The organism is Burkholderia sp. FW306-1C-G01B (assembly GCF_058781685.1).
This window is the reverse complement of record NZ_JBYSWZ010000009.1, coordinates 208363-221496: the sequence shown is the minus strand read 5'-3', so window position 1 is coordinate 221496 and position 13134 is coordinate 208363. Positions and strand designations below refer to the sequence as shown.

Here is a 13134-nt window from a genome sequence, read left to right as displayed (position 1 = left end):
GCCGATTCATGGAGAAGACATGAGGGTATCTGGAGAGAAGGGGCACGCGCTCGTCATAGGCGCGGGCGTGGCCGGCCTGACGACAGCGCTGTGCCTGCACGCGCGCGGCATCCGCGTGACGGTCGTCGGCGAGAAATTCGCGCCGAACATCACGTCCGTGGTGGCCGGCGCCCTGTGGGAATGGCCGCCCGCCGTCTGCGGCTATCACGACGACGAGGTTTCGCTGGAGCGCTCGAAGCACTGGTGCATGGTGTCGTTCCGCACGTTCGAGACGCTCGCGGCCGATCCGGCGACGGGCGTCTACATCCGCCCGGTCAATTTCTATTTCCGCAACAGGATCGAGGAGCACGCGCTCCATCTCGAGAAGATGAACGAGATCCGCGAGCACGTGCCGGGCTTCCGGCGCGACCCGTCGCTGATCCGCGAGAACGGCGTGAATCCGGACATCGGACTCGTCGACGCGTATTGCCATCTCGCGCCGATGGTCGATACGGACGTCTACATGGCCTGGCTGCTGGGCCAGGTGATCGCAAAGGGCATCCGGGTCGTCCAGCAGCGGATCGAAGGCGACCTGCAGGCGAACGAGGCGCGCCTGAAGGCGGACTTCGGCGTCGATGCGATCGTCAACTGCGCGGGCCTCGGGGCGGCCGAACTGAGCGGCGAGCCGATGTATCCGCTGCGCGGCGCCGTGATCCGCCTCGTGAACGACGGCAGCAAGATGCCGCGCCTTGATCAGGCGCACTGCGTGTCTCATGACCACGTGACGGGCGTCGACGAGATCGTGTTCCTCGTGCCGCGCGGCGAGGACCGCATCGTGCTCGGCGCGATCGCGGAAGCCGACGAATGGAGCACCGACATCGGGTTCGACAATCACGAGCCGATCCGGCGGATGTACCGGCGTGGCATCGAGTTCATGCCCGCACTCGCGAACGTCGAGATCGATCCGGACGAGCCGGTGCGGGCCGGGCTGCGGCCGTTCAGGCACGGCAACGTGCGGCTCGAAGCAGTGCCGGGCACACACATCCTGCACAACTACGCGCACGGTGGGGCCGGTGTGACGTTGTCGTGGGGATGCGCGCTCGAGGCTGCGGAACGGGTCGAGCAGATGCTGTCGGCCGGGTCGGCCGGCATCGAGCAGGATGGCCGTCGGGGCGCGCGCGCCGACGACGTGCCGGCCGGGGCTTGATCATGCGCGCGATCGTATGTGAAGCCTATGACGGCACCGGGGCGCTCGCGCTGCGGGACGTGACGCCGGCGCCGCTCGGGGCGGGCGAGGCGCGGGTCGACGTGCATGCGTGCGGCATCAATTTCGCGGACACGCTGATCGTCGAGGGGCGCTACCAGACCAAGCCGGCGTTGCCGTTCGTGCCGGGTTTCGAAATCGCGGGCACGGTCGTCGAGACGGCGCCCGGCGTGACGTCGGTGTCGGTCGGCGAGCGAGTCATGGGCATCCTCGCGTGGGGCGGCTTCGCGGACGAGGTCGTGCTGCCTGCCGCAAACCTGTTCAGGATACCGGCGTCGATGGATTTCACGACCGGCGCAGGCTTCGCCATCGCCTACGGCACGTCGTACGGCGCGCTCACGTGGCGCGCGAAGCTGCAGGCGGGCGAGACGCTGCTGGTGCACGGCGCGGGCAGCGGCACCGGCCTGACCGCTGTCGAAGTGGGCCGGGCGCTCGGTGCCACGGTGATCGCGGTGGCGAGCTCGGAGGACAAGCGGGCGGCCGCCCGTCGCCACGGCGCGCACCACGTGATCGAGGTCGGCCGGGACGATTTCCGCGAACAGGTGAAGGCGCTGACCGGCGGGAAGGGCGTGAACGTCGTGTACGACCCGGTCGGCGGGGCCGCGTTCGACACCAGCCTGCGGGTGGTCGCGCCCGAGGCGCGCATCGTCGTCATCGGTTTCGCGAGCGGCGAGATCCCGCGCGTGCCGGCGAACCTGCTGCTGGTCAAGAACTGCGACGTGATGGGTTTCTACTGGGGGCACTACCGGGCGAACCGGCCGGACTGGGTGCGCAAGGCGTTCGCCACGCTGTTCGGCTGGTTCGAGGCCGGCAAGCTCGCACCGCACGTGTCGCGCGTCATGGAACTGTCGGAGGCGGCGGACGCAATCGAGCTGCTGCGCCAGCGCAAGGTGGCCGGAAAGGTGGTGCTGAGCACCGGGCGGAACTGACTGCCGTCCGATTTTCATTTCAATCAACGGAATCGTTCACATGAGTCATGACACGTCGTCGGACGGCGTTCGCGCGTGCGCAGGCGGGCGGAGCGCCGACGCGGCCGTCCGGCACGACTGGACGCACGAACAGATAGCGGCGCTGTTCGCCGCGCCGCTGACGGATCTCCTGTACGACGCGCAGACGATCCAGCGCCGCTTCCATGCGGGACGTCCGCTGCAGATTTCGCAGCTGCTGTCGATCAAGACCGGCGGATGTCCGGAAGACTGCGGCTATTGCAGCCAGTCGGTGCATGCCGACACGATGCTGCCGGCCAGCAAGCTGATGGATCTCGATGCGGTGCTGGCTGCCGCGGCGTCCGCGAAGGCGGCCGGCGTGCAGCGGTTCTGCATGGGCGCGGCGTGGCGCAGCCCGCGCGAGCGGGATCTCGAGCGCGTGTGCGACATGGTCAAGGGCGTGAAGGCGCTCGGCCTCGAGACCTGCGTGACGCTCGGCATGCTGACCGGGCCGCAGGCCGAGCGGCTGGCGGAAGCCGGGCTGGATTTCTACAACCACAACATCGACACCGGGCCGGCGTATTACCCGACGGTGGCGAGTACGCGCACGCTCGACGATCGCCTCGAGACCCTCGATCACGTGCGCGGCGCGGGCCTCAAGGTGTGCTGCGGCGGCATTGTCGGCATGGGCGAGACCCGCGACGACCGCATCGGCATGCTGCAGACCCTCGCGAACCTGCCGGTCCATCCCGAGTCCGTGCCGATCAACTCGCTGATGCGGATTCCCGGCACCGCGCTGGCCGACGCCGACGGCGTCGACGGGCTGGAGTTCGTTCGCACCATCGCGGTCGCGCGGATCCTGATGCCGGAATCGGTGGTCCGCCTGTCGGCCGGCCGGGAGCACATGAGCGACGAACTGCAGGCGCTGTGCTTCCTGGCCGGCGCCGGATCGGTATTCGTCGGCGACCGGCTGTTGACGACCCCGAACCCGACGCTCGAGCGGGACGAGCATCTGATTACGAGACTGGGCGCGCGCTGACCCGGCGTCCGTGTCGACCCGACACCATTCGAATCACTTTACGAGGGGCCGTCATGCATGTCCTTGGGATTAGCGGGCTGGACCGCGCCATTGCGTTTCGCGAGCAGCACTACCCGGATATCCAGCGCCGTGAATTGCGCATCACGCAAGGGCTGGACGCTGCCGCGGCGCTCGTCGGCCCGGACGGCATCGTCGGCGCGGCGGCGGAAGAGCGCTTCACGGGTCACAAGGGCACCGAGCGCTTTCCGGCCGGCGCGATCGACGCGGTGCTGGCCCAGGCGGGCCTGCGGCTCGACCAGGTCGATCGCATCGCGCACGGCTTTGCCTACGATGCTGTCGCCGCATCGCTGGCGCAGTCGGGCGATGCACGCGTGGAGTTCGAGCAGGTCCAGTCGCGCGACGCGCAATTGAGCGTGCTGCGCGAACGCTGGGGCGACGGGCCGTGGGACGAGAAGTTCGTACAGGTGCCTCACCATCTCGCGCACGCGGCCAGCGCCTACTACCCGAGCGGCATGGACGACGCGCTGGTGTTCGTCTCCGACGGAATGGGCGAGACCGAGAGCGCGTCGATCTGGACCGGCCGCAACGGCCGCCTCACCCGGGTCGCGAGCGTGTCGCACCGGCATTCGCTCGGCGTGCTGTACGGGCTGTTCACGCTGCACCTCGGGTTCCGTTTCAACTCGGGCGAATACAAGGTGATGGGACTCGCGCCGTATGGCGATCCGCGCCCGTACTTCGCGAAGCTGAGCGAGCTGGTGCGCCTGCAGGAAGATGGCTTCTACACGATTCCGGTCCTTCAGTTGAACGAGACGCCGCTCGAGATGGCGACCTATCGCGCGTCGTCGCGCGTCATCGAGGAACTGTTCGGCAAGCCGCGCCTGCCGGACGAGCCGATCACCCAGGCTCACATGGATCTCGCGGCCGCGCTGCAGGCCGTGCTGCAGAACACGACGCTGCATACGCTGCGGACCTTCAAGGCGAGCACCGGCGCGCGCCACCTGTGCATGGCGGGCGGCGTCGCGCTCAACTGCACCGCGAACGGCGTCGTGCTGCGCAGCCGGCTGTTCAGGCGCACCTTCGTGCAGCCCGCTTCGGGCGACGACGGCACGGCGCTCGGCGCGGCGCTCTACGTGCAGAGCGAGCACGACCCGGATGCGGTGATGCAGCCGATGAGCATGCCGTTCTGGGGCACGCACGAGGACGACGGCGCGATCCGCGCGGCGCTCGACAAGCCGTGGCTCGACGTGCGCCGCTTCGACGACGCGGCGGAACTGGCGAGCGCGACGGCGGACCTGCTCGCGCGCGAGCAGATCGTCGGCTGGTTCCAGGGCGCGATGGAATTCGGTCCGCGCGCGCTCGGCAATCGCAGCATCCTCGCCGATCCGCGCTCGCCGTCGATGCGCGCGCGCGTCAACGCGCTGGTGAAGAAGCGCGAGGATTTCCGGCCGTTCGCGCCGGCCGTGCTGGCCCATCGCGCGCCGGAATTCTTCGACGTCAGGGCGGGCGAAGTGGATACCTTCGCGCACATGCTTTACGTGACCGGCGTGAAGGCCGCGCACCGGGACGCGTTGCCGGCCGTCACGCATTGCGACGGCTCCGCGCGGGTGCAGACGGTGTTCGCCGACCGCAACCCGCGCTTTTATCAGTTGCTCGAAGCGTTCGAGCATGCGGCGGGCATCCCGATCCTGCTGAACACCTCGTTCAACGTGCGCGGCCAGCCGATCGTTCGCACCGCGGAGGAGGCCGTCGAGACGTTCCGCGAAGCGCGCCTCGACGCGCTGGTGATCGGTAATTACCTGGCAGTGCTGAAGGCTTGAAGATAACGACGACACGACCATGAACGCACACACGACGACGCCCGCGACGCACGCGCCCGTACCGCTCGACCTGCCGCGCGACTATCCCGCGCCGGTCACGCCCCGCTACCGCAGGATGCGTCACGACATGCCCGTGCCCGCCGCGGCGGCGGAGGCGGCCGGCAAGCGCGCTCGACAGGACGGCTACGCGGAGACGACACTCTGGCTCGCGGGGCTCGGCATGACGCTCGCCCGCTACGCGGACCAGCGCAGCGTGCCGCTCGACCTGATCACGCAGGCCGACGCGCAGGACGAACCGGCGCGCACGCGACTGACGCTCGACGTCGCGCCGGAGGCGCCGGCCGATGCGTTGCTGCGCGCGACCCGTGGCGCGCTCGACCAGCGCGCGCTGCACGACGCCGAGCGCGTGCCTGCTCCCGTGACGGTGTCGTTCGCCGGCTTGCCCGCCGATCTTCCCGAGGCGGCGTTGTCCGAGGCGGCGCTGGATGACGCCGACGCGCTGTTCGTCGACAGCGAGCTCAATTTCATGCTGATCCGCCGCGCGGAGGGCCTGTCGCTCGAATGCGAGTACGACGAGGATCGCTACGAAGCCGCGACGATCGCAGGCATGCTGACGAGCTGGCTTGGTGCGGCCACGGCGCTGTCGGACGCGGAGGCCGCGCCGGTCGGCGAGCTGCCGCTGTGGCCGGCGCCTGCGCTTGCCGCGTGGTGCGACACGCTGCGCGGCCCGGTGGCGGAGATCCCCGATCTGACGGTCAGCGCGTTGATCCGGGCGGCCGCCGCGCGCACGCCGGACGCGATCGCGGTCGAGACGGCGACGCAGCGGCTGAGCTATCGCGAACTGCTGCAGCGGGCGGCGCGGGTCGCCCGCGAGATTCGCGCGCAAGGCGTTCAGCCGGGCGAGCGCGTGGCGGTGTGCGTGGAGCGTCGCGTCGATTTGCTCGGCGCGCTGCTCGGCGTGATGACGGCCGGCTGCGCGTACGTCCCGCTGGACCCCGGTTACCCGGCCGCGAGACGCGATTTCATCCTCGAGAACGCCGACGTCCGGCTCGTGATCGCCGAGGCGGCGGCCGACGGTGCGCCGGCGCGTCCGCAGGTGGCGCTGGACACGCTGCTGGAAGGCGCGCCTGGCGACGGCGCGGGCACTGATTTCAGCGATGACGATCCGTCCGCGATCGCCTACGTGATCTACACGTCGGGTTCGACGGGGCAGCCCAAGGGCGTGCGCGTCGCGCATCGCGCGGCCGTCAACCTGCTGCTCGCGATGCACGAGCGCAGCGGCCTGCAGGCCGGCGAGACGTGGCTGGCCGTGACCACGCCGATGTTCGACATCGCGTTCGCGGAGCTGTTCGTGCCGCTCGTCGCCGGCGGGCGCGTGTGGCTTGCGAGCCGCGACGAAACGGCGGACCCGCTGGCGCTGGCGAGCCGGATCGACGCGGCGCAGGCACGCGTGCTGCAAGCAACGCCGGCCACCTGGCGGATGCTGGTCGCCGCGCAATGGCGCGGCAAGCCCGACCTGACCGCCGTGTGCGGCGGCGAAGCGCTCGACGAACCGCTCGCTCGCGCGCTGCGGCCGCTGGTGGGCCGCCTGTGCAACGTCTACGGGCCGACGGAGGCAACCGTGTGGGCGACCTGGCACGAAGTCCGGGATCACGGTTTCGTGGCGATCGGCGCGCCGCTGCGCAACGTGCACCTGCATATCCTCGACGCGCATGGCGCACCGGTGCCGCCCGGCGTGGCGGGCGAGCTGTATATCGGCGGCGCGGGCCTTGCCGACGGCTACCACGGCCGCGATTCGCTGACGCGGGAGCGTTTCGTCGAAGCGACGCTCGACGGTGGCCGCAAGGTTCGGCTGTATCGCACCGGCGACCTGGTGCGGGCGAGCGCGAGCGGCGCGATCCGCTGGCTCGCGCGGCTCGACAACCAGGTGAAGCTACGCGGCTTCCGGATCGAGCTGGGCGACGTCGAGGCCGCGTTGACCGCGCTGCCGGGCGTACGCCAGGCGGTTGCCATCGTCGAGCGCGTCGACGAGCAAGACCAGCGGCTCGTCGCCTACGTGGTGCACGACGACGGCGCAGCCACGGACCGCTCGGCGTCATGGCGCGACGCGTTGCGCCGCACGCTGCCCGACTACATGATGCCGGCGGCGTTCGTGTCCATCGAGCGGGTGCCGCTGACCGACAACGGCAAGGTCGACCGCAACGCGCTGCCGGCGCTCGCACGTGCGGCGTCGCCCGCGCCGCAGGCCGCGGCGGCCGGATCGACGCTCGAACGCGTGCAGGCGATCTGGCGGGACGTGCTGCGCACGCCCGAGGTGGGCGTCGACGTCAATTTCTTCGATCTCGGCGGCCATTCGATGCTGCTGCTGCAGATGCAGCAGAAGATCGAGCAGGCGTTCGGGATGCGCGTGCCGCGCGTCGAGTTCTTCCGCAATCCGACGGTGGCCGGGCTGGCCGCCCATCTCGACGCGCACGGCCAGCCGGCCGGCGCCGCCGGCCGGCCGCGCAGACGCAGCCGGGGCGAGACGCCGGCGCGCTCGGCGAGCGTCGCGGTGGTGGGGATCGGGGTGCGGGTGCCGGGCGCGTCGAGCGTCGACGCGTTCTGGCGCAACCTGCGCGAAGGCGTCGAATCGCGCACGGAATTCAGCGAAGCCGAGCTGCGCGCGGCCGGCGTCTCGCCCGCGCTGCTCGCCGATCCGAACTACGTGCGCGCGGGCTTCGTGCTCGACGACATCGACGCGTTCGACGCGACCTTCTTCGGCATGAGCCCGCGCGAAGCCGAGCTGCTCGATCCGCAGCAGCGGATCTTCCTCGAATGCGCGTGGCAGGCGCTCGAGGATGCGGGCGTCGATCCGCAGAAGGAGGGCGACGGGATCGGCGTATTTGCGGGCACGGACGCGAGCGGCTATCACAAGTCGGTTCTCGCGTCGCTCGAATCGGACTCGGCGCCCGCGGCGGCTTTCCAGATCCGCATCAGCAACGAGAAGGATCACCTGCCGACGCGCGTCAGCTACCGTCTGAACCTGCGCGGCCCGAGCGTCAACGTGCAGACGGCCTGCTCGACTTCGCTGGTCGCCGTGCATCTGGCCGCGCAAAGCCTGCTGCGCGGCGAGTGTGACGCGGCGCTCGCCGGCGGTGTCAGCATCCACGTTCCGCATCGCGTCGGCTACCTGTACCAGGAAGGGATGGTCGCGTCGCCGGACGGCCACTGCCGCGCCTTCGACCGGCAGGGCGCGGGCACGGTGTTCGGCAGCGGAGCCGGCGTGGTCTTGCTGAAGCGGCTCGACGACGCGCTCACGGCCGGGGACCGCATCTACGCGGTGGTGAAGGGGACCGCGATCAACAACGACGGCTCGGGCAAGGTCGGGTACACCGCGCCGAGCGTCGACGGCCAGGCGGCAGCGATCATGGAGGCGCACGCGGCGGCCGGCATCGATCCGCGTGCGATCGGCTACGTCGAGGCGCACGGCACGGCGACGCCGCTCGGCGATCCGATCGAGATCGCCGCGCTGACGCAGGCATTCCGCGCGTCGACCGCGGACACCGGCTTCTGCGCGATCGGCTCGGTCAAGACCAACATCGGACACCTCGATCAGGCGGCGGGCGTCGCCGGGCTGATCAAGGCGGTCCTCACGGTATTTCACGGCGAGATCCCGCCGAGCCTGCACTGCACGCAGACCAATCCGGACATTCCGTTCGACGCAAGCCCGTTCTTCGTCAATACGCAGCTGCGCGCGTGGCGCCCCGAGGGCGGCGTGCGGGTGGCCGGCGTGAGTTCGATCGGGATCGGCGGCACGAATGCGCACGCGATTCTGGAATCGGCGCCGGAGGTGGCGCGCGAAGCGGCGGTCGCGGGTCGCGGCGCGCAGGTGCTGACGCTGTCGGCGCGCAGCGAGGAGGCATTGCGCGCGCTGTCGACGCGCTATGCGTCGTTCGTGGAGCAGGGCTCGGCGGATCTGGCATCGATCTGCTACACGGCGAACACGGGACGCAGCGCGTTCGAGCAGCGCGCTGCGTGGGTCGTGCGCGAGCGCTCGGAGCTGGTGTCGCGGCTGCGCGCATTCGGCGAGGGCGGCGAGCAGCCGGCGCTGCTGCGCGGGGTGTACCGGAACCGCCGGCCGCGGGTGGCGATGCTGTTCACGGGGCAGGGCTCGCAATACGCGGGGATGGGCCGTGAGCTATACGAGCGCGAGCCGGTGTTCCGGGCGGCGCTGGACGACTGCGCGAGGCTGCTGGAAGGCGAGCTGGAGGTGGGGCTGCTGGAGGTGCTGTTCGGGGCGTCGACGGCGCTGCTGGACCGCACGGACTACACGCAGCCGGCGCTGTTCGCGCTGGGGTATGCGCTGCGCCGGACGTGGGAGGAGTGGGGCGTGACGCCGCAGGTGGTGATGGGTCACAGCCTGGGCGAGTACATGGCGGCGCAGGCGGCGGGGGTGCTGACGCTGGAAGCGGGGCTGAAGCTGGTGGCGAGCCGTGGGCGGCTGATGCAGGGCCGTTGCGAAGGCGGGGCGATGCTGTCGGTGATGCTGGATGCGGCGACGCTGCGCGAGCGGCTGGCGGAGCAGGGCGGCGGGCTGGTGATCGCCGCGTTGAACGGGCCGTCGCAGCAGGTGGTGGCGGGGACGTCGGCGCAGATCGAGGCGCTGCGTGCGCGGCTGGCGCAGGACGGGGTGCGCACGGATCTGCTGCCGGGCTCGCACGCGTTTCACTCGCCGCTGGTGGAGCCGATGCTGGAGGCGTACGAGGAGGTGCTGAAGGCGACGCGGCTGTCGGTGCCGCAACTGCCGCTGGTGTCGAACGTGAGCGGCGCGATGGCGGGCGCGGAAGTGGGGACGGCGGGGTATTGGGTCGAGCATACGCGCGCGCCGGTGCGGTTCGGCGTGGGGATCGAGGCGCTGGCGGCGCAGGGCGTGGATGTGGTGCTGGAGATCGGAGCGCGTCCGACGCTGACGGCGCTGGCGCGTCAGACGCTGGGGCTGGACAGCGAGGTGGTGTTGCTGGCGAGCCTGCGCCCCGGACGCGGAGAGGTGGAGCAGATGCTGGAGAGCGCGGCGGCGCTGTACGTGCGCGGCGCGGCGCTGGACTGGGCAGCGTTGCATCGCGTCGACCGGCCGGTCAAGGTCGCGTTGCCGGCCTATCCGTTCCAGCGCAAGCGCCATTGGGTCGATGCGAGCCAGCACGCCGATGCGTCCGCGCACCGGCACGCGGCGTCCGACGAAGGCGGCCTGCACACGCTGCTCGGCCGGCGCCTGAAGCTGCCGCGCTCGGCCGAGGTGCGCTTCGAGGCCGAATTCCGCCCGGACTGGCCCGCCTACGTGGACCACCATCGCCTGTTCGGCGCGATGGTCGTGCCCGGCGCGTCGCACATCGCAATGTTCCTGGCCGCAGCCGAGGCGGTCTACGGCGAAGCCGGCTGCGTCGTCGACGAAATCCTGTTCCTGCGGCCGTTCGTGATGCCCGAGGCGGGACGGCGCACGGTGCAGATCGTGATGCGGCCGGCGGCGGCCGGCCAGTCGCACGCGATCGAGATGGTCACGCTCGCGCCGCAACGCGATCCCGCCGACGACGCGGCGTGGACCCTCCACGTCGAGGCGCGCAGCATTCGCGGCCCGCGCGCGTTGCCGCCGGCCCCGGACGCATCGGAGCTGGACGCGGTCAAGGCGCGCTGTGCGGACTACCTGTCGGGCGCCGACTTCTATTCGAAAGTGTGGATTCCCGGCATGGACACGGGCAATTCGTTCCGCTGGATCGACGAGATCTGGCGGGGCGACGCGGAGGCGCTGTGCCGCACGCGCCTGCCGGCGCTGCTCGAACCGATCGACGGGCCGTTCCACGCCGGCCTCGTCGAATCCGGCTTCCAGCTGCTCAACAGCTGCTGGCAGTTCGCGACCGAGGAGCTGCTCAAGACCGACTACATCTACGTGCCGTTCAGCATCGACAGCTATCGCCTGTACGGACGCCCCGCGACCGACCGGCTGTGGGTCCATGCGCGGATCGTCCGGCAGGGCGAGGGCGAGGAGAACGGCGTGACCGCGGATATCCGGGTGTTCGAGGATTCGGGGCGCGTGATCGCGCACGTGCGCGGCTTCGAGGTGCGCCGCCTGCATCGGGGCGCGGTGCACGCGCTGTTGCAGGGCGACGGAACGGATCGCCTGTTCGCGACCCGCTGGCAGCGCCTCGACGACCTGGCGACACCGCCGCTGCCGGCCGACGACTGCGTGCTGGTCGTCGGCGACGGCGCGGGAACCGGCGCGGCGCTGGCTGCCCGGCTGCGCGGCGCGGGAGTGCGCTGCGTGCAGGTCGATGCGGCATCGCACGCCGGCGACGACCTGACCGTGCCGCTGGCCGATCCGGCGAGCGAGGCGGCATGGCGCGAAGCGCTGCGCGCGGTCGCGGCGCGTGCGGGCAAGGGCACGCTGCATGTCGTGGACCTGCGCGCACTGGACCTCGGTGCCGAGGCCGACACGCCGGCCGACCCGCTCGCGGTCCAGGAGCGGCTGTGCGGCGGCGCGCTCGCGCTCGTCGGCGCGCTGGCGCAGGTCGGCAGGCCGGCCCGCGTGAGCTTCGTCACCCGCGGCGCGCAGGAGCCGGGCGGCACGCTGAACGTCGAGCGCGCGACACAGGCGACGCTGGCCGGGCTTGCGCGCGTGGTCGCGGCCGAGCATCCGGAATGGCGTTGCCGCACGATCGACCTGGATCCCGCGACGGCCGACCCGGCCGCGGCGCTGGCGCCGCTGCTGCACGCCGCGCCGGACGAACTGCAGCTCGCGATCCGCGACGGCGCGGTGCATGTTGCCCGCCTTGCGCGCGCGAAGCCGGCCCGCCGGGACGCGCCGCCGCTGGAGCCGAACGGCAGCTACCTGATCACGGGCGGGCTCGGCGGGCTGGGCTTGCGCCTTGCGCAGCAGCTCGCGCAGGCCGGCGTGAAGCGGCTCGTGCTGATGTCGCGCGGCACCCCTGACGCCGCCGCGGCCGCCGCGATCGACGCGCTGCGCAAGCAGGGCTGCACGGTCGAGCTGGCCCGCTGCGACGTCGCCGATCTCGCGGCGCTGCGCGCCGCATGGCACGAGACCGTGCTGTCCGGCCCGCTGCCGCTGAAGGGCATCTTCCACGCGGCCGGCGCGCTGCGCGACGGAGTGCTGGGCGGCCAGTCGTGGGCGGAGTTCGCGGTGCCGTTCCACGCGAAGGTCGCGGGCGCGCTCAACCTGCATGCGCTGAGCCTCGACGCGCCGCTCGACTGCTTCGTCTGCTTCTCGTCGATCAGCGCGCTGTTCGGCACCGCCGGGCAGGGCAACTACGCGGCGGCGAACGCGTACCTCGACGCGCTCGCCGGCGCCCGCCGCACGCTCGGGCTGCCGGCCACGAGCATCCAGTGGGGGCCGTTCGCCGAGGTCGGGATGGCGGCCGCGCTCGATCGCGCGCATCGCGACAAGACGGCCGCGCGCGGTCTGCAGGCGCTGTCGCCGGACGAACTCCTCAAGTACGTCGAAGCGGCGCGGCGCGCCGACGTGGCCACGGTCGTGATCGGCAACGACGACTGGCAGCGCTATGCGCAGACCGAACCGTCCGAGGGCGTGTGCAAGCTGCTCGCCGACTGGTTCCCGAAGGAGGCGGCCGACGCCGCGCCCGTCGCGACCCACGACGTGCGCGACCGCTTCGACGCGCTGGCGCTGCCGGCCCTGCACGACGCGCTGGCGACCTATCTGCAGGCGCAGATCGCGGTGATGCTCGGCCGCACCGCCGAGGAGGTCGCGCCAACCCGCGGCTTCCTGGAGCTCGGGCTGGATTCGCTGGCCGCCGTCGAGTTTCGCAGCAAGGTGCAGCGCGACCTGCGGCTGTCGTTGCCCGCGACCTTCGCGTTCGACTACGGCAACGTCGAGCTCGGCGCCGACTTCTTGTTCGAGCGGCTGAAGGCGGAACGCGTGCCGGCGGCGGACGAGCCGGTGCCGGCGGCCGGGGCCGGAAATCCGGGGCAGGCGGCGGGGCAGGCGGCGGGACAGCCGGCGGACGAGGCGGCGGACGAGGCGGCGGACGACGTCGACGCGGAACTGGCGCGCCTCGAGGCGTCGCTGCGCCGTTGAGCATCACGCGCACAGACACGGGGACATCA

At 71.3% G+C, this 13134-nt stretch carries 5 protein-coding genes; all 5 read left to right on the top strand.

Translation table 11 applies throughout. The features are described 5' to 3' along the window. Positions 1 to 19: 19 nt before the first annotated feature. The 5 genes from AC3WLY_RS19695 to AC3WLY_RS19675 are packed head-to-tail and all read left to right on the top strand — an operon-like array spanning position 20 to position 13105. Positions 20 to 1186, top strand: coding sequence for an FAD-dependent oxidoreductase (locus AC3WLY_RS19695; RefSeq protein WP_492310382.1), 1167 nt, complete (start codon positions 20 to 22; stop codon positions 1184 to 1186). A 2-nt stretch (positions 1187 to 1188) separates the two neighbouring features. Then, positions 1189 to 2172 carry an NADPH:quinone oxidoreductase family protein gene (locus tag AC3WLY_RS19690; protein ID WP_072443234.1) on the top strand — a complete coding sequence of 328 codons (984 nt, stop codon included), beginning with the start codon at positions 1189 to 1191 and terminating at the stop codon, positions 2170 to 2172. A gap of 40 nt (positions 2173 to 2212) precedes the next feature. Beyond that, complete coding sequence (gene bioB, locus AC3WLY_RS19685; RefSeq protein WP_425132456.1) at positions 2213 to 3208, top strand: biotin synthase BioB; 996 nt, start codon at positions 2213 to 2215, stop codon at positions 3206 to 3208. 53 nt (positions 3209 to 3261) lie between these two features. Further along, a complete protein-coding gene (locus AC3WLY_RS19680) occupies positions 3262 to 5025 on the top strand; it encodes a carbamoyltransferase family protein (RefSeq protein WP_492310381.1) in 1764 nt (587 codons plus the stop codon). A gap of 19 nt (positions 5026 to 5044) precedes the next feature. After that, positions 5045 to 13105: an amino acid adenylation domain-containing protein gene (locus tag AC3WLY_RS19675; protein ID WP_492332707.1), complete on the top strand. Its 8061-nt coding sequence runs from the start codon at positions 5045 to 5047 to the stop codon at positions 13103 to 13105. The last annotated feature ends 29 nt before the right edge of the window (positions 13106 to 13134 follow it).

Coding starts and splice junctions, on each gene's coding strand:
- AC3WLY_RS19695 (WP_492310382.1), top strand. CDS start 20: ATGAGGGTATCTGGAGAGAAGGGGCACGCGCTCGTCATAGGCGCGGGC.
- AC3WLY_RS19690 (WP_072443234.1), top strand. CDS start 1,189: ATGCGCGCGATCGTATGTGAAGCCTATGACGGCACCGGGGCGCTCGCG.
- bioB (WP_425132456.1), top strand. CDS start 2,213: ATGAGTCATGACACGTCGTCGGACGGCGTTCGCGCGTGCGCAGGCGGG.
- AC3WLY_RS19680 (WP_492310381.1), top strand. CDS start 3,262: ATGCATGTCCTTGGGATTAGCGGGCTGGACCGCGCCATTGCGTTTCGC.
- AC3WLY_RS19675 (WP_492332707.1), top strand. CDS start 5,045: ATGAACGCACACACGACGACGCCCGCGACGCACGCGCCCGTACCGCTC.